Source organism: Pseudomonas sp. AC016, assembly GCF_979253365.1.
On record NZ_CEEDCC010000001.1, the window covers coordinates 3,178,646 to 3,194,981 of the forward strand.

Genomic DNA, 16,336 nt, shown 5'->3' on the forward strand with positions numbered 1-16,336 from the left:
TTCAGCTCGGATCAACCGGCTTTTTCAACTTCGGATTCGGAAAGAACTGCACGCCCTGCACCTTTGGATCAGCAGGCTTGACCACCACCTTGTTGACCCGTGTGCCCAGTTCTTTCGGCACCGAAAGCCCCTGCTCGTTGAGCGTATCGCTATAGCCGCAGTGCACACACTCGCGGTGCGGCACGTCGTCTTCGCTCCACATCATCAGCTTGTCAGGCTCGCTGCACGCCGGGCAGACAGCCCCGGCGATGAAGCGCTTCTTGGTAACGACCGCAGGTGTATCGGTCATGCTGCCGCGTCCTCACTCAGACCACTGTGGCGCAAGAGTGCGTCAATCGACGGCTCGCGTCCGCGGAAGTCGACGAACAGCACCATCGGTGCCTGTGAACCGCCACGGGCCAGAATGGCTTCGCGGAAAGCACGACCGGTTTCGGCATTGAGCACGCCGTCTTCCTCGAACTTCGAAAACGCATCGGCCGACAGCACTTCAGCCCACTTGTAGCTGTAGTAACCCGCTGCGTAGCCGCCCGCGAAGATGTGCGCGAAGCTGTTCGGGAAACGGTTGTAGGCCGGTGGACGCATGACCGACACTTCGTCACGAATGCCTTCCAGCACCTGCAACACGCTACGGCCATCACCGTGGGTGGCGTGCAGTTCAAAGTCGAACAGCGAGAACTCCAACTGACGCACCATCATCAGGCCGGAATGGAAGTTGCGCGCAGCAAGCATCTTTTCCAACAGGTCCTGCGGCAGCGGTGCACCGGTTTCGTAGTGACCGGAAATCAGCGCCAGGCCTTCCGGCTCCCAGCACCAGTTTTCCATGAACTGGCTTGGCAGCTCGACCGCGTCCCATGCCACGCCGTTGATCCCGGAAACACCCGCGTGATCGATACGGGTCAGCAAGTGATGCAGGCCGTGGCCGAACTCGTGGAACAGCGTGGTGACTTCATCGTGGGTCAGCAGTGCAGGCTTGCCACCGACTGCCGGGGTGAAGTTGCAGACCAGATTGGCCACCGGGCTCTGCAGGGTGCCCTCGGCGGTGCGGCGACGGTCGCGAGCGCCGTCCATCCAGGCGCCGCCACGCTTGTTGGCGCGGGCGTACAGGTCGAAGAAGAAGCGGCCGACGTGCTGACCGTTTTCCTTGATTTCGAACAGACGGACGTCCGGATGCCAGGCGTCGAAGCCTTTCTGCTCGGCGATTTCGATGCCGTACAGACGCTGAACGATGGCAAACAGGCCGCTCAGTACCTTGTCGATCGGGAAATAAACGCGCAGGACTTCCTGGGAAACGCTGTAACGTTGCTCACGCAGTTTTTCGCTGTAGAAGCCGCTGTCCCAGCTTTGCAGATCCGGGCAACCCTGCTCGGCGGCGTAAGCCTTGAGCTCTTCCAGATCCTGCACGGCAAACGGCTTGCTGCGCTTGGCCAGGTCGCGCAGGAAGCTCAGCACCTGATCGCTGGACTCGGCCATCTTGGTCGCCAGGCTCAGTTCCGCGAAGTTCGCGTAACCCAGCAGTTGGGCCAGTTCCTGACGCAGGTCGAGGATCTGCTCCATGACCGGGCCGTTGTCGTTCTTGCCGGCATTCGGGCCTTGATCGGACGCACGAGTGCAGTAGGCCGCGTAGAGTTCTTCACGCAGCGCGCGGTCTTCGGCGTAGGTCATCACCGCGTAGTAACTCGGGAATTCCAGTGTGATCAGGTAGCCGTCCAGACCTTTCGCCTTGGCGGCGGCCGCCATCTGCTGCTTGGCCGAATCGGTCAGGCCGGCGAGGGCGGATTCATCGGCGACCAATTTGGTCCACGCCTGAGTGGCGTCCAGCAATTGGTTGGAGAACTGGCTGCCCAGTTCCGACAGCTTGCTCTGCACTTCGGCATAACGTTTCTGCTGCTCGGGCGGCAGGTCGATACCGGACAGGCGGAAATCACGCAGCGACTGCTCCAGAATGGTCTTCTGGCCGACATCAAAATTCGCCGCTTCAGGACTGTTGGCCAGCGCTTCATACGCCTGGAACAGCTCGCGGTTCTGGCCCATCTCCGTGGAGTAGGCGCTCAACGCAGGCAGGCAGGATTCATAGGCTTCGCGCAGCTCGGCGCTGTTGCACACGGCATTCAAATGGCTGACCGGGCTCCAGGCAGCGCCGAGACGATCGTTAAGCTCGTCCATGGTCAGCACCAGTCCGGCCCAGGTCGGTGTCGATCCCTGTTTGGCGAGAATGTCGGCAATTGCAGCGCGGTTGTCCGCCAGAATCTGTTCGATGGCAGGTTTGACATGCTCGGCACGGATCGCCGAGAAGGGTGGCAGGTCGTACGATTGCAGAAGCGGGTTGTTCGCGCTCACGGTTTTGCACCTTGGCTGGAAGAAACACTCATGCATCTTAATTACAATCGACGCCGACCGCAGCATCGAAACCCGCTTCACTCACCTATCACTGCCAAAGAAGGAGCCTATCGTGGCCATTCGCAAGTTCCAGGACCACACACCATCGCTCGGCGAACGGGCCTTCGTTGACCACTCGGCGGTGGTGATCGGCGATGTGGAAATCGGTGCCGACAGTTCCGTCTGGCCATTGAGCGTGGTGCGCGGCGACATGCACCGCATTCGCATCGGTGCCCGCACCAGCGTGCAGGACGGCAGTGTGCTGCACATCACCCACGCCGGGCCGTTCAATCCTGACGGCTTTCCATTGCTGATCGGCGATGAAGTGACCATCGGCCACAAAGCGATGCTGCACGGCTGCACCATCGGCAACCGGATCCTGATCGGCATGGGCTCGACCATCATGGATGGCGCGGTCGTGGAAGATGAGGTGATCATCGGCGCAGGCAGCCTGGTGCCGCCGGGCAAAGTGCTGGAAAGCGGCTTTTTGTATGTAGGCCGCCCGGTCAAACAGGTGAGGGCGCTGACCGAAAAGGAAATCGCATTCTTCCCTTACAGCGCCACCAACTACGTGAAACTCAAGGACCAGCACCTGGCAGAAGGCTTTGACCAGCCATGCTGAAGAATCTGCAGTTCGAGGCCCCCATGCATTACCAGAACATCCTTTTCGACCTCGACGGTACGCTGACCGACCCGCGTCTGGGCATCACCCGCTCGATCCAGTTCGCGCTGGCAAATCTGGGTATCGACGAGCCGGATATCACCAGACTGGAACACTTCATCGGCCCACCGTTGTTGCAGGCGTTCATGCAGTTTTACGACATGGACGAAGCGCGTGCATGGGAGGCGGTCGGCTTCTACCGCGAGCGCTTCCGTGTGACCGGGCTGTATGAAAACGAAGTGTTCGATGGCATTGCCGAACTGCTGGAAACCCTGGGCGGGCAGGGCAGACGTCTGTACATCGCCACGTCCAAACCGTGGGAGTTCGCCCGGGAAATCGCCCGGCACTTCGATTTCGCCAGACACTTCATCGTGATCTATGGCAGCGAACTGGACGGCACCCGCACCGACAAGGTCGAACTCATCGCCCACCTGCTCGCCGAAGAAAAGCTCGACCCGGCGCACACCCTGATGATCGGCGACCGCAAACACGACCTGATCGGCGGCATCCGCAACGGACTGGACGTTGCTGCGGTGGGATACGGGTTTGGCAGCCATGAAGAACTCACGGCGGAAAACCCGACGTATCACTTTGCGACCGTGGCCGAGTTGCATGAGGCCTTTGTGGGCAAGTAAGGCGGCACTGCGCGTCTGGCGTTGAAGTGACGCAGATGTGTGCCCAAGCTTCAGCGTTATTCACGTCATGCGCTCGGCTCACTGAATCCTCAGTCTGTGCCATTTGTGACGCGGAGCGTCACGGGAGGCATGCCCACGCGGAGCGATGGGCACGATCATTCCTCCACGAGGCCTTGTGCACAACGACGAGCGCGGAGCATGGGCATGATCAGTGTGCTTGAGACCATGATCGTTCCCACTCCAGCGTGGTAACGCCGCTCAGGACGCTCCGCGTCCGGCCGTGATGCGAAGCAGCGCGGCATGGCGCGCTCACGGCATCAATCGCTGCAGAGCCGCCTTGCGTGAATCGGCAGGCAAGCCACCGAGCGTCTCCACTGCCTGAAAAAACGCTTCCCAGTCGCCATTCACCTGCTTGAACAACGCTTCGAACGCAGGCACCCACTGGTCATAGAGCCCGAAGGGCAGCAGCTTGGCGTTGTTCATCGGGCTGTTGATCCAGCCATCGAAGCGTTTGTCGCCTCCCCATTGCTCATCGCGCAACGTCCGATAGTCACGGCGCATGCGCTCGAACTCGGCCGCCTTGCGTTCACGCATGAGGTCAGGCGTCAACGGCTGGCGATAAAGCGTTTTCAGACGCTCACGCGTATCGAGCACCAGTTGAATGAACTGATCGCGCCGTCTGGACTGCGAAACGCTCTCAGGCGGCAGCCCACGGGCAGCACGCCACTGACGCGTGCCTTCCTGCTCGACGAAGCTGGCGTACGATTCGTTGAATTCCGTATCGTCCTTCACATAGAAACGCTGATGCGCCAGCTCATGAAAGATCAATGTAGCCAGCCTTTCATCGCCCCAGCCCAGCATCGAACTGAGGATCGGGTCGTTGAACCAGCCCAATGTCGAATAGGCTTCTACGCCACTGAGGTACACATCCTTGCCTGCCTGACGCTGCAAGGCTGCTTCACCGCGAGCGCCACCCGGGCTGTAATAGCCGCGATAAGCCACACAACCGGCAATCGGAAAACAGTGGGTCACCGGATCCAGAGAGAACTCATCTGTGGCAAACACGTTCCATACCACGTAAGGACGGCCCAGATCGGCATACAGGCGATAGCTCTTGTTGTCCGGCAGGTGCAGGTGTTCGCTGGCGAAGACTCGGGCCTTTTGCGACTGGGCCAGGTGCGCCCGAAGCGTTGGATCGCGACCGGGATCGGCAATGATCTCGTCCACCGGTTCGCGGGCCTGCAAAAGCTGCCATTGCCCCTGAGCCAACTGACCGTAATAGGCCACGCTGGAACAGCCACTCAGCAACATGACCGCCACTACCGGCAAAGCCTGCCAAAGGCGTAAAACAATGAGTCGTGGCATACACAGCCTTAAAATCGGAACACAGTGCTGTTATGCAGGACAGACAAGACCGACGCAACTATCATCGCCGCCGGTTCAGAAATGGAGCACAGCATGCGCGTCATGACACTGATTCTCGCCCTGACAACCCTTGCAGGTTGCGCCGGTCCATTGCCTGCCGTTGACCCGAACATGGCCTGGGTCGATCTGCGCACCATCACCGGCAAAGTGGTCATGGCCGACAAGCTCGACGGCAAGAACACCTATGACGGTCGCTACTTCCAGGTCACACCCGGCAGCCATTCGCTGCAAGTGCGTTACGACTATGAGTATCGTTATGGAAGCATGGGCCTGATGGGCGACGACTACACCGAAATCACCTGCTTCGTTGAAGTCGACTACGCGCATTTCGCTGCGGGACAGCGATACGTGCTTGAGGTGAGGTCACTGACCAATGATGTCGATGCGTGGCTGTACGACGCCGAGCGAAAAACGGTCGCGCAGGAGGGGAATGTTCACTGCATCTGATCAGCGATCATTGCGCTGATAAATGATTTTTTTGGTGCCGTTCTCGCAGCTACCCACGACCATGTTCTGGTCCGTGACTTCGTCATTGGTGACGATTTCCAGCGTGTAGGAAGTAACATTGTTCGCCTGGATGCGCGCCTCGATTTCGTCCTTGAGTTCATCACAGGACTTCGGGGCCGCCACAGCATTTACAGCCAGCAGGGTACAGGCCACTGCCAAAGCAAAACGTTTCATGCTTGACCCTCTTCCAGAACACATAACCGGCGAAATGAACACTGTTGTGGGAGGCGGCTTGCCGGCGAATCAATAGCCCATCCAACCTGGCAACGACTGGATCAACGCTATCGTCGGCCAGCCACCTCACACGAAATCTGAACTACCGAATCAGCTCAGCAGGGTAGCTTTGAGCGTGATGTTGGCGTTCAGCACCTTGGACACCGGGCAGCCTTCTTTGGCTTTAGTGGTCAACTCGTTGAACTGCTCCTGAGTCGCGCCTGGCACCTTGGCTTTCAGTATCAGATGCACAGCAGTGATCGCGAAACCGCCTTCCACCTGGTCGAGCGTGACTTCAGCCTGGGTATCGATGCTGTCGGCTGTGAAGCCTGCGTCGCCCAGAATCATCGACAGCGCCATCGAGAAGCAACCCGCATGTGCCGCGCCGATCAGTTCTTCGGGATTGGTACCTTTGCCGCCTTCGAAGCGGGCCTTGAAGCCGTATGGATGCTCGCGCAGTGCCGCGGTTTCAGTCGAGATGCTGCCGATACCGGTTTTCAGATCACCAGCCCAGTGTGCCGATGCTTTCTTGACGATGCTCATGGTCGCTCCTTGAAGGAATGGATTGAGTCTTTTGCACGTGACAGGATTCTGAGGATAGACGGCACTGGAAAGTTCAAATCGACTAAAGACCTAGTATTTAAGTAGGTTTTTTCCGCGTCATCTATTGAAACACCAGGCTTGTGCCCGCACTGTTGTTTCATCGTGGGCAGCTCCTTGAGCCGACCCAACACAATTCGAGGAGCTACCCTGGCCTATGAAACGTCTGGCAGATGTAAAGATTTCCACCCTTGATCTGGTGCCCGTGCGCCACGATAAAGGCCCCGCCGACTCCCTGCGCAACTCGCTGAACCTGGCGCAACACGTCGAAAAACTGGGCTACAACCGCTTCTGGGTCGCCGAACACCACAACATGGACGGCATCGCCAGTTCGGCAACGTCGGTGCTGCTGGCGTATCTGGCAGGCGGCACGTCGACCATCCGTGTCGGTGCGGGCGGCATCATGCTGCCCAACCATGCGCCACTGGTGGTGGCCGAGCAGTTCGGCACCCTGGCGAGCCTGTATCCGGACCGCATCGATCTGGGCCTGGGCCGTGCGCCCGGTTCCGATCAGATGACCGCCCGCGCGCTGCGCCGCGAACGTTCCGGCAGTGCCGATGACTTCCCGGATGACGTGACCGAACTGATGGAGTACCTGGGACCGCGTACACCTGATCAAAAAGTGATCGCCGTTCCAGGTTCAGGCACCAACGTCCCGATCTGGCTGCTGGGCTCAAGTCTGTTCAGCGCTCAGCTGGCAGGGATGCGCGGTTTGCCTTACGCCTTCGCCTCGCACTTCGCGCCGCGCTACATGCACGAAGCGATTCGCGTCTACCGCAATCACTTCCAGCCATCGGCGGTGCTCGACAAGCCTTACGTGATGCTGGGCGTGCCGCTGTCGGCCGCAGAGACGGACGAGAAGGCCGAATACCTGGCGACGTCGGTGCACCAGCGTATTCTGGCGCTGATGCGTGGTCACAGCCTGATGCAGCGTCCACCGGTGGAGTCCATGGACGGCCTGTGGCTGCCGCACGAACGTGAAGCGGTGGCGAGCTTTCTGGGGCTGGCGATGGTCGGCGGCCCGGACAAGATCCGCGCCAAACTGGACGTGCTGCTGGAGCAGACCGATGCCGATGAGCTGATCTTTACCTGCGACATGTACGAGCATGAAGACCGTCTGCGGTCCTACGAGATCCTGGCTCAGGTCGCACACGGCTAAACGCTTGCTGCACAGACACGAAAAAGCCCGCACCATTCGCTGAATCACTGTTCAGCGTAGGGTGCGGGCTTTTTTTTACAGCTTGAACACGGGGTCTGGCACGGGCTGGATTTACATCGAGCCGGCCTGACTATCAACCGCGCTTGTAAACGATTTCCTTGGCGCCACCTTCGCAGGTGCCCACCACTTGCAGATCAGCAGCACTGCCTTTCTCGACCACTTCAAGCGTGTAGGAAGAAACACCCTTGGCCTGAAGCTTGGCGTCGATTTCGCTTTTCAGCTCTTCACATGGCTTGCCTGCCGCCAGGGCGGTGCCCGCGATGCTCAACAAACCTACTGCCAACAAAATCTTCTTCATGGGTATCCCCTTTCGTCCGGCCAAATGCAGACGCCATCGGAACAGGCGCCCATTGAACATCCCTACGCCCACCTGTGAGCCATGATGGCTCATGTCAGTGTGTAGCGCAGGTTATGGCAATCGGCCAGCCGAAAGGTTCAAGGACGATCAGCTGCGTTCGATGCGAAAGCCCACTTTCAAGGTGACCTGATAGTGGCCAACCTTGTTGTTGTCCACGATGTGGCCGCGGGTTTCGGTCACTTCGAACCATTCAAGGTTCTTGATGCTTTTGCTGGCTTCGGCCAAAGCGTTCTGGATAGCGTCTTCAACGGTGGTGGTGGACGATCCGACGATTTCGACTTTCTTGTACGTGTGATGATCACTCATGGCAGTTCTCCTGAAGGTCTTTGAACACGTCGTTAAAACCAACGCTCCAGACTTCTGTCAGGAAAAAGCAGGTAAAAGTTCAGACTTTGCAAAATGGCATCGCACTTTCCAATGAGCCCGCAGTCGGAATCATCACACGCCCACTCACCATTGCAGGAGAAACACCATGGCTAGTACTTCACTTCGCAAGGCCTCGTTGCAGAGTATGGAAGCGGAGATCGAGAGTCTCTTGAAGTCGCTCGAGGGCCTGAAAGCCGATGCTTCCGACGAGTCGCGCAAAACCCTGAAAAACCTCAAGGCCAATGCTGAAAGTGCTCTGAGCCATTCGCGCAGCCTGCTCAGCGATGTCTACGAAGACGTCAAAGAGAAGACCCGTGAAAATGCGCTGGCCACTCGTGACTACGCTCAGGAACACCCTTGGACCACCGCAGGCGTTGCTGTGGGTGCCCTCGGCCTGCTGGCAGCCTACCTGCTGTGCAAGCGCGGCAACTGATCAGTTTCTGATCGGGTCTCCAGACCGCAGCAGCTCATTTTTCAACCACTGAGCCAATTGCTGCGCACGGTCATCGGCCACACGTCTGGGCACCCATAACGCCAGTTGCGCCGGGGTTTCACTGAAACCCCATGGCGCAACCAGGCGTCCGGCCCTGAGGTCATCGACCACCAGCGGCTCGGGCGCAATCGCAATTCCAAGGCCTGCCACGGCCGCCTCCAGCAAATAATACAAATGCTCGAAACCCTGTCCGAACCGCAATGACTGCGGGTCGATGCCGTTGTGTTGCGCCCAGCTTGGCCATGCCTGCGGCCGCGAGGTGGTCTGCAGCAGGGGTTCGTCCAGCAGCGCTTCGGCGGGCGCATTGCACAGGCTTTCGAAACGCGCAAAGCGTGGGCTCAGTACCGGGCCGATTCGTTCGCTGGCCAGCTCGAACACCTGCATGTCGGCAGGCCAGGGCGGTTCGGCGAACACCAGCAGGGCGTCCAGTCCGGGACGGCGCGGGTCCAGATCGCCTTCGCCTGCCGACAGGTGCAGGCGCAGATCCGGCAACTCCGCATTCAAGCGACTCAGGCGTGGAATGAACCAGCGCGCCAGCAGGCTCCCGGAACATCCGAGCACGAACGGCGCATCGGCGCTGCCCTGGCTCAGCTCGGCACAGACACTGCGCAGCCGGTCGAATGCTTCACCACTGGCGTCACGCAGCCGGATGCCCGCATCTGTGAGTTTCAGGCCGCGTCCATCCTTGCTGAATAGATTGACGCCGAGGTGCTCTTCGAGAAGCTTCAACTGACGACTGACGGCGCCGTGCGTAACGTGCAATTGCTCGGCAGCCTGACTGACGCTGCCCAGCCGGGCCGTGCTTTCAAAGGCACGCAAGGCGTTCAACGGGGGAAGATCGCGGCTCATGATCTGTGAGTTTTCCTGACAGGTTGTGGCGATCTTATCGGTTTTCATCCGGGCGTGCGCTGGTTAAAGTGGACTCATTGCCAGACCGGCTCACCTCATTCGTTCGATACACCCACTGGAGCACTTCATGACCCAGACCAATTTGCGCAACGGCCCTGACGCCAACGGCCTGTTCGGCTCGTTCGGCGGCCGCTACGTCGCTGAAACCCTCATGCCGCTGGTTCTCGACCTGAACCGCGAGTATGAAGCCGCCAAGTCCGACCCTGAATTCATCAAAGAGATGGCGTACTTCCAGCGCGATTACGTGGGCCGTCCGAACCCGCTGTATTTCGCCGAACGCCTGACCGAGTTCTGCGGTGGCGCGAAGATCTACTTCAAGCGCGAAGAGCTGAATCACACCGGCGCGCACAAGATCAATAACTGCATCGGCCAGGTGCTGCTGGCCAAGCGCATGGGCAAGAAGCGTCTGATCGCTGAAACCGGCGCCGGCATGCACGGTGTTGCCACGGCAACCGTGGCTGCACGTTTCGGTCTGCCTTGCGTGATCTACATGGGTGCGACCGACATCGAGCGCCAGCAGGCCAACGTGTTCCGCATGCGGCTGCTGGGTGCCGAGATCGTTCCGGTCACTTCCGGCACCGGCACCCTGAAAGACGCCATGAACGAAGCCCTGCGTGACTGGGTAACCAACGTCGACGACACCTTCTACCTTATCGGTACTGTGGCTGGCCCACACCCGTACCCGGCGATGGTGCGTGATTTCCAGGCCATCATCGGCAAGGAAACCAAAGAGCAGATGCTGGAGAAGGAAGGGCGTCTGCCTGACAGTCTGGTCGCCTGTGTTGGCGGCGGTTCCAACGCGATGGGCCTGTTCCACCCGTTCCTGGATGACGCCAGCGTGGAAATCATCGGTGTGGAAGCGGGCGGTCATGGTGTCGAGACCGACAAGCATGCGGCCAGCCTCAACGGTGGTGTACCGGGCGTGCTGCACGGTAACCGCACCTACCTGCTGCAGGACAAGGATGGGCAGATCACCGACGCCCACTCCATTTCCGCAGGTCTGGACTACCCGGGCATCGGTCCCGAGCACGCTTTCCTGCACGAAGTGAAGCGCGTCGAATACGTCAGCATCACCGATGAAGAAGCCCTGGACGCTTTCCATCAGTGCTGCCTGCTCGAAGGCATCATCCCGGCACTGGAAACCGCCCACGCCCTGGCTGAAGCCATGAAGCGCGCCACCAACCTGCGCGACGATCACTTGATGGTCGTGTGCCTGTCCGGGCGCGGCGACAAAGACATGCAGACCGTCATGAGCCACATGGCCGCTGCCGAAAAGACTCAGGAGATGCTGGTATGAGCCGCCTTGAACAACGTTTCGCCCAGCTGAAAACCGAAGGTCGTGCGGCGCTGGTCACCTTCGTCACTGCGGGCGATCCCGGCTATGACACCTCGTTGAAAGTCCTGAAAGGCCTGCCGGCTGCCGGTGCCGACGTGATCGAACTGGGCATGCCGTTCACCGATCCGATGGCCGACGGCGTTGCCATTCAGCTGGCGACCCTGCGTGCGCTGGATGCAGGTCAGACGCTGCCGAAAACCCTGCAGATGGTTCGCGAGTTTCGTGTCGACGACCAGACCACGCCTATCGTGCTGATGGGTTACTACAACCCGATCCACCGGTTTGGCGTCGAAGCGTTTGTGGCTGAAGCGAAGGAAGCAGGCGTAGACGGTCTGATCATCGTCGACCTGCCGCCTGAGCACGACGCCGAGCTGGCGACGCCTGCACAGGCTTCGGGCATCGACTTCATTCGTCTGACCACGCCGACCACCGACGATGCGCGCCTGCCACGCGTGCTGGAACGCAGCTCCGGCTTCGTTTACTACGTGTCGGTTGCAGGTGTAACAGGTGCAGGTTCGGCGACCACTGAACACGTGACCGAGGCCATCGCACGCCTGCGTCGTCATACCGATCTGCCGATCAGCGTCGGGTTTGGTATTCGTACCCCTGAACAGGCAGCGGCCATTGCACGTCTGGCAGACGGCGTGGTGGTGGGTTCGGCACTGGTCGACCAGATTGCCAACGCAGAATCGCCGGAGCAGGCCGTCGATGGCGTACTGACCTTGTGCGCTGCGCTGGCCGAGGGTGTACGTAACGCCCGCGTCAGCCAAGGGTAAAGTTTCTGATACAGAGGAATCAAAGCGCCAGCAGCGGTTCTATCATGCAGTAAGACACGAGGGGTTCATGACCAGGTCATGACCCCCTTTTTGCTGCATCGCGTAGTGCTGAGGAGCACCTCCATGAAACTGCCAAACCGCATCATCACAGGCTTGGGCATCCTGATGATCAGCGCCAGTCAGCTGCTCCAGGCCGCGCCGCCCGATCAGCGTGGCAACGGTCCGGACGACAACCGTGGCGGTCACCAGCAAGGCCCGCGCGACAATGACGGCCCCGGCAATCGCGGCAACGGCAAAGGTCCGGGCCCAGCCCATCAGGACAATCGTCGCGGCCCGCCTCAGGACTTCGGACCGGTGCGCGAGACGTTCCAGCAACACCGTGACGTCATTGGCCGTGGTCAGCCGTTGCCGCCGGGTATTCATATCGCCAAAGGCCGGCCATTGCCACCGGGTTACGGCAAACGACTGGACCGCCGCTCGCTGCAATATCTACCGCATTACGAGGGATATGAATGGCGTCGTCTGGGCACCGATGTCGTGCTGATCGCCGTCGGCACAGGGATTGTGTACGCGATTCTGGATGGCGTGCTGAATTGATCCGGCACCTTCATGGACAACTCTGCATCTCAAGCTGAGAACGCAAAGTGGGAGTGGACTTGTCCACGAAGAGGCCAGTACATCCGATCCCTATACAGCGCCTGAAACAAAGTCTTCGCGGACAAGTCCGCATCCCACGCGGGACGCATTCCAACGTGGGAAACACACTACGCAGTCCTCTGATGCAGCCCGGCCAGAAACGCCATCAGAGCACCTGACACAAACTCCGGGTTTTCCAGATTGGCGATATGCCCGGCCTCGGGCACCAGCACATAGGGGCAGCCAATCAGGCGAGCCATCTCGCGGGTTTCCGTTGGCGGCCTTGGAATGTCGGCATCGCCGCACATGATCAAGGTGGTGTCGGCGTCCAGTTGATGCAGAAGCCCAAGTCGGTCCTCGCGTCCGAAAATGATGCGACCGACCGGCACAACAGTCTGGCGCAATTGCTCGGAGCTCATGCTCGCCAGCGCCGTTCGCAGTCTCTGGCAGACAGGAGACTGTGGATCGATGCCGGGACGGAAGAAGATCGGCACCACCACGTCCAGCAACTGTTCGGAAAAGGCACCCGCAGCTTCCACTTTGTCGAGCAGAGAGAAGTAGTAAGCTCTCATGGCCTCCGACTCACTGCCCAGATAGGTGTCCATCAGCACCAGCCCGTTGATACGTTCAGGCGCGGAAAGCGCAGCGATTGCGCCCCACATGCCTCCGACTGACAGGCCGATGATGGTGCAGCGTCTGATGTTCAAGTGGTCGAGCAATGCCAGCGCGTGGCGGGCGAAGTCGCTCAGATTCCGTGTGCCGTCAGGAAACGCACCGGATTCACCATGCCCCCAAAGGTCCGGCACGATCACACGATAATGGCTGGCCAGAAGGTCAATCTGCGCACTCCACATGTTCCGGTCCCAGAGATAGCTGTGCCCGAGTAAAAGAACCGGCCCGCTGCCCTGATCAGAATAGTGAAGCTTCTTGCCTTCGATGATTAAATCCGGCATCTCTCATGATCCTCTGTCTTGGTCTCTCAGCATTCAGTGCAAGCCCGAAAACCCGAGCTGCGACTGCATCTGATGCCTGATATTCAGGCAAATGAATGATCACTTTTCACTGATCTGCACTTCAACGGACCAGTCGGTCACGTTTTGGCGGGGCAATGTTACACCGCTGATTTTGCCTGTCGTTCGACATAGCATCATGCAAAGAGAGGCTGGGTGAGGCTTGTCAGTCTTAGAAGACACTCCCTGAATACCCGACATGAGGTCCTCCCTGACCTGGAAATAATCCGATCACACTGCAATGGAAGGTAACGGTCTGCCCGCCAGGGAAACACCGCTCAGCGTCTGTTCACTGGCCAACCAATCGACGAACTGCTGAACGATCTGCACACGGCGTTTGCGCTGGGGCAGCACCACGTAATACCCGTAACCGGAAACCGCCGAAGCCGCGATAGGGCGGCACAACAGGCCTTGCTCGAGCAGATCATCGACCAGATGCCGCCAGCCGATGGCCACGCCCTGACCGCCAATCGCGGCCTGGATCAACAGCGTGTAATTGTCGAAACGCAATTGTCCGGGTGCCGGTGACTGAGGAATGTCCAGCGCCCGAAATACGCCGCCCCAGTCGAACCAGTTGTTGTTGCTTTCACCGCGCAAGTGCAGCAGCGGAAACTCACGCAAGGTGTCATGGGGCAACGGCAGTGCTCGCCCCGCAGTCAGTTGCGGACTGCACACAGGGAACACCTCTTCGCTGAACAGCCAATGGCTTTCGCCCTGCTTGAAGCGCCCATCACCAAACAACACCGCGACGTCGATATCCGGGCGCAGCATGCTGTGGGTGCGCTCGCTGGTCACCAGGCTGACGTCCACGTCCGGGTTGAGCTTGTGAAAACGGTGCAGGCGGGGCATCAGCCAGTAGGACGCAAAGGCAAAATCCGTGGCGACCTGAAGCACCTCATGCTGGCGCTGGTCGGTGATCGCCACCAGACCGCTCTCGATGGATTGCAGGCCGGTCTGCACGTGACTGAACAGGACCTCGCCCGCTTCGGTCAACTCGATGCCCCGGTAGATGCGGTCGAACAATCGGGTTACCAACTGCTCTTCAAGCCGCTTGATCTGCTGACTGACGGCGGGCTGCGTGGTGCCCAGTTCGATGGCCGCTGCCGTGAAGCTGCGCAAGCGCGCAGCCGCCTCGAACGAGCGCAACAGATCCAGTGACAGCTCACCGAGGGATTCATACATAAGCGCAGCTTATCCTAGGTATTTCTTCATATGGGCTTTACCACAGCTACTATGGCCTTCATTCTCGTTACCAGCACTTTCGCATAACTGTTCACTATGGGATGCCGCGATTACATGAAGCGCAAAAATATTCTGTTCATCATGGCCGATCAAATGGCCGCGCCAATGTTGCCGTTCTACGCCCCCTCTCCGATTCTGATGCCGAACCTGTCCCGCCTTGCCGCTCAAGGCGTTGTGTTCGATTCGGCGTATTGCAACAGCCCGCTGTGCGCACCCTCGCGGTTCACGCTGGTCAGCGGCCAGTTACCCAGCAAGATCGGTGCGTACGACAACGCCGCCGACTTTCCGGCTGACATTCCGACCTACGCTCACTACCTGCGTGCCGAGGGCTATAAGACTGCACTGGCCGGCAAGATGCATTTCTGCGGCCCTGACCAGTTGCACGGCTACGAAGAGCGCCTGACCAGCGACATCTACCCGGCGGATTACGGCTGGTCCGTGAACTGGGACGAGCCGGACGTACGCCCGAGCTGGTATCACAACATGTCGTCGGTACTACAAGCCGGGCCATGCGTGCGCACCAACCAGCTGGATTTCGATGAAGAAGTGGTCTTCAAGGCCCAGCAGTACCTGTACGACCATGTTCGCGAAGACGGTAATGCGCCGTTTTGCCTGACGGTCTCCATGACTCATCCCCACGATCCGTACACCATCACCCGACCGTTCTGGGACCTGTACGACGACGTCGAGATTCCGATGCCGCCCCTGCACGCCAACCAGAACGCGCTGGACCCGCACTCGCAACGTCTGCTCAAGGTCTACGATTTGTGGGACAAGCCCATGCCGACGCACAAGATTCGTGATGCGCGGCGTGCGTACTTCGGCGCCTGCAGCTACATCGATCTGAACGTCGGAAAACTGATGCAGACGCTGTCTGAAGTCGGACTGGCCGAAGACACCATCGTCGTGTTCTCCGGCGATCACGGCGACATGCTGGGCGAGAAGGGCCTCTGGTACAAAATGCACTGGTTCGAGATGGCTGCGCGCGTGCCGCTGGTGGTCTACGCGCCGGACCAGTTCAAACCGCGTCGCGTGAAGGCATCAGTGTCCACCGCCGACCTGTTGCCGACCTTTGTCGACATGGCCAACGGCAAGCTGGACAAAGGCCTGCCCCTGGACGGCCGCTCCCTGATGCCGCATCTGAAAGGCAAGGCCGGTCACGATGAAGTCTTTGGCGAGTACATGGCCGAAGGCACGACGAGCCCGCTGATGATGATCCGCCGCGGCGCCTACAAATTCATCTATTCGGAGCAGGATCCTTGCCTGCTGTTCGATGTGAAGAACGATCCGAAGGAACTGGAGGACCTGAGCCAGTCCCCTGATTACCAGCAACTGTTCAACGACTTCCTGGCCGAGGCTCGGGCCAAATGGGACATACCGGCGATACACCATCAGGTGCTCGCCAGCCAGCGCAGACGGCGCTTCGTCGCCAAATCGCTGGCAACCGGCAAGCTGAAGAGTTGGGATCACCAGCCACTGGTCGACGCCAGTCAGCAATACATGCGCAACCACATTGATCTGGACGATCTGGAGCGCAAGGCACGTTATCCACAACCCTGACACTGCCCACACCA

The 16,336-nt window shown here is 59.5% G+C and carries 19 protein-coding genes; 9 read left to right on the top strand and 10 right to left on the bottom strand.

Annotation, left to right across the window (positions count from 1 at the left end):
* Window position 1: 1 nt before the first annotated feature.
* Window positions 2-289, bottom strand: a complete 288-nt coding sequence (locus AC0IXS_RS14440; RefSeq protein ID WP_004882506.1) for a YheV family putative zinc ribbon protein — start codon at window positions 287-289, stop codon at window positions 2-4.
* On the bottom strand, window positions 286-2,337 hold the full coding sequence (prlC, locus tag AC0IXS_RS14445) for an oligopeptidase A (protein WP_471824951.1): 2,052 nt from the start codon (window positions 2,335-2,337) through the stop codon (window positions 286-288). Before prlC ends, AC0IXS_RS14440 begins: the two co-directional genes overlap by 4 nt.
* 112 nt (window positions 2,338-2,449) lie before the next feature.
* Here prlC and AC0IXS_RS14450 point away from each other — a divergent pair, with 112 nt between their 5' ends.
* Together AC0IXS_RS14450 and AC0IXS_RS14455 are read left to right on the top strand one after the other, a co-directional pair.
* A complete protein-coding gene (locus AC0IXS_RS14450; RefSeq protein ID WP_057409872.1) occupies window positions 2,450-2,998 on the top strand; it encodes a gamma carbonic anhydrase family protein in 549 nt (182 codons plus the stop codon).
* A 23-nt stretch (window positions 2,999-3,021) separates the two neighbouring features.
* Window positions 3,022-3,672 (top strand): HAD family hydrolase, encoded by a 651-nt coding sequence (locus tag AC0IXS_RS14455; RefSeq protein WP_057409893.1) that lies wholly within the window; start codon window positions 3,022-3,024, stop codon window positions 3,670-3,672.
* 309 nt (window positions 3,673-3,981) lie between these two features.
* Here AC0IXS_RS14455 and AC0IXS_RS14460 read toward each other — a convergent pair whose 3' ends face one another.
* Window positions 3,982-5,037, bottom strand: coding sequence for an aminopeptidase (locus AC0IXS_RS14460; protein ID WP_191953886.1), 1,056 nt, complete (start codon window positions 5,035-5,037; stop codon window positions 3,982-3,984).
* Between the two features lie 93 nt (window positions 5,038-5,130).
* On the opposite strand from AC0IXS_RS14460, the gene AC0IXS_RS14465 reads away from it, so the two are divergent.
* Window positions 5,131-5,544 (top strand): PA0061/PA0062 family lipoprotein, encoded by a 414-nt coding sequence (locus tag AC0IXS_RS14465; RefSeq protein ID WP_043302961.1) that lies wholly within the window; start codon window positions 5,131-5,133, stop codon window positions 5,542-5,544.
* Here the strand turns inward: AC0IXS_RS14465 and AC0IXS_RS14470 are convergent, their stop codons facing one another.
* Both AC0IXS_RS14470 and AC0IXS_RS14475 read right to left on the bottom strand, forming a co-directional pair.
* Window positions 5,545-5,778 (bottom strand): DUF1161 domain-containing protein, encoded by a 234-nt coding sequence (locus AC0IXS_RS14470; protein WP_004882498.1) that lies wholly within the window; start codon window positions 5,776-5,778, stop codon window positions 5,545-5,547. It abuts the gene before it with no gap.
* 150 nt (window positions 5,779-5,928) lie between these two features.
* On the bottom strand, window positions 5,929-6,360 hold the full coding sequence (locus AC0IXS_RS14475) for an OsmC family protein (protein WP_057409870.1): 432 nt from the start codon (window positions 6,358-6,360) through the stop codon (window positions 5,929-5,931).
* 214 nt (window positions 6,361-6,574) lie between these two features.
* Here AC0IXS_RS14475 and AC0IXS_RS14480 point away from each other — a divergent pair, with 214 nt between their 5' ends.
* Entirely contained in the window at window positions 6,575-7,576 is a 1,002-nt protein-coding gene (locus tag AC0IXS_RS14480) for an LLM class flavin-dependent oxidoreductase (RefSeq protein WP_471824953.1), read from the top strand.
* Window positions 7,577-7,709: 133 nt separating this feature from the next.
* Here AC0IXS_RS14480 and AC0IXS_RS14485 read toward each other — a convergent pair whose 3' ends face one another.
* Both AC0IXS_RS14485 and AC0IXS_RS14490 read right to left on the bottom strand, forming a co-directional pair.
* Window positions 7,710-7,934, bottom strand: coding sequence for a DUF1161 domain-containing protein (locus AC0IXS_RS14485; RefSeq protein ID WP_004882495.1), 225 nt, complete (start codon window positions 7,932-7,934; stop codon window positions 7,710-7,712).
* A 147-nt stretch (window positions 7,935-8,081) separates the two neighbouring features.
* On the bottom strand, window positions 8,082-8,300 hold the full coding sequence (locus AC0IXS_RS14490; RefSeq protein WP_004882494.1) for a dodecin: 219 nt from the start codon (window positions 8,298-8,300) through the stop codon (window positions 8,082-8,084).
* Window positions 8,301-8,466: 166 nt separating this feature from the next.
* On the opposite strand from AC0IXS_RS14490, the gene AC0IXS_RS14495 reads away from it, so the two are divergent.
* Window positions 8,467-8,793: an ElaB/YgaM/YqjD family protein gene (locus AC0IXS_RS14495; protein ID WP_004882493.1), complete on the top strand. Its 327-nt coding sequence runs from the start codon at window positions 8,467-8,469 to the stop codon at window positions 8,791-8,793.
* Here the strand turns inward: AC0IXS_RS14495 and AC0IXS_RS14500 are convergent, their stop codons facing one another.
* Window positions 8,794-9,750, bottom strand: a complete 957-nt coding sequence (locus AC0IXS_RS14500; RefSeq protein WP_471824955.1) for a LysR family transcriptional regulator — start codon at window positions 9,748-9,750, stop codon at window positions 8,794-8,796.
* A gap of 79 nt (window positions 9,751-9,829) precedes the next feature.
* Between AC0IXS_RS14500 and trpB the strand changes: the two genes are divergently transcribed.
* The 3 genes from trpB to AC0IXS_RS14515 all read left to right on the top strand — a co-directional run bounded on the left by trpB (window position 9,830) and on the right by AC0IXS_RS14515 (window position 12,471).
* Window positions 9,830-11,059 carry a tryptophan synthase subunit beta gene (gene trpB, locus AC0IXS_RS14505; RefSeq protein ID WP_004882491.1) on the top strand — a complete coding sequence of 410 codons (1,230 nt, stop codon included), beginning with the start codon at window positions 9,830-9,832 and terminating at the stop codon, window positions 11,057-11,059.
* On the top strand, window positions 11,056-11,874 hold the full coding sequence (gene trpA / locus AC0IXS_RS14510) for a tryptophan synthase subunit alpha (RefSeq protein ID WP_057409868.1): 819 nt from the start codon (window positions 11,056-11,058) through the stop codon (window positions 11,872-11,874). Before trpB ends, trpA begins: the two co-directional genes overlap by 4 nt.
* 123 nt (window positions 11,875-11,997) lie before the next feature.
* A complete protein-coding gene (locus tag AC0IXS_RS14515) occupies window positions 11,998-12,471 on the top strand; it encodes an anti-virulence regulator CigR family protein (RefSeq protein ID WP_449117592.1) in 474 nt (157 codons plus the stop codon).
* A gap of 167 nt (window positions 12,472-12,638) precedes the next feature.
* On the opposite strand, the gene AC0IXS_RS14520 is transcribed toward AC0IXS_RS14515, so the two are convergent.
* Both AC0IXS_RS14520 and AC0IXS_RS14525 read right to left on the bottom strand, forming a co-directional pair.
* Window positions 12,639-13,463 carry an alpha/beta fold hydrolase gene (locus tag AC0IXS_RS14520; RefSeq protein WP_471824958.1) on the bottom strand — a complete coding sequence of 275 codons (825 nt, stop codon included), beginning with the start codon at window positions 13,461-13,463 and terminating at the stop codon, window positions 12,639-12,641.
* A 288-nt stretch (window positions 13,464-13,751) separates the two neighbouring features.
* A complete protein-coding gene (locus AC0IXS_RS14525) occupies window positions 13,752-14,702 on the bottom strand; it encodes a choline sulfate utilization transcriptional regulator (protein ID WP_471824960.1) in 951 nt (316 codons plus the stop codon).
* A 114-nt stretch (window positions 14,703-14,816) separates the two neighbouring features.
* Here AC0IXS_RS14525 and betC point away from each other — a divergent pair, with 114 nt between their 5' ends.
* Window positions 14,817-16,322 (top strand): choline-sulfatase, encoded by a 1,506-nt coding sequence (gene betC / locus AC0IXS_RS14530; RefSeq protein WP_471824961.1) that lies wholly within the window; start codon window positions 14,817-14,819, stop codon window positions 16,320-16,322.
* Window positions 16,323-16,336 lie beyond the last annotated feature (14 nt).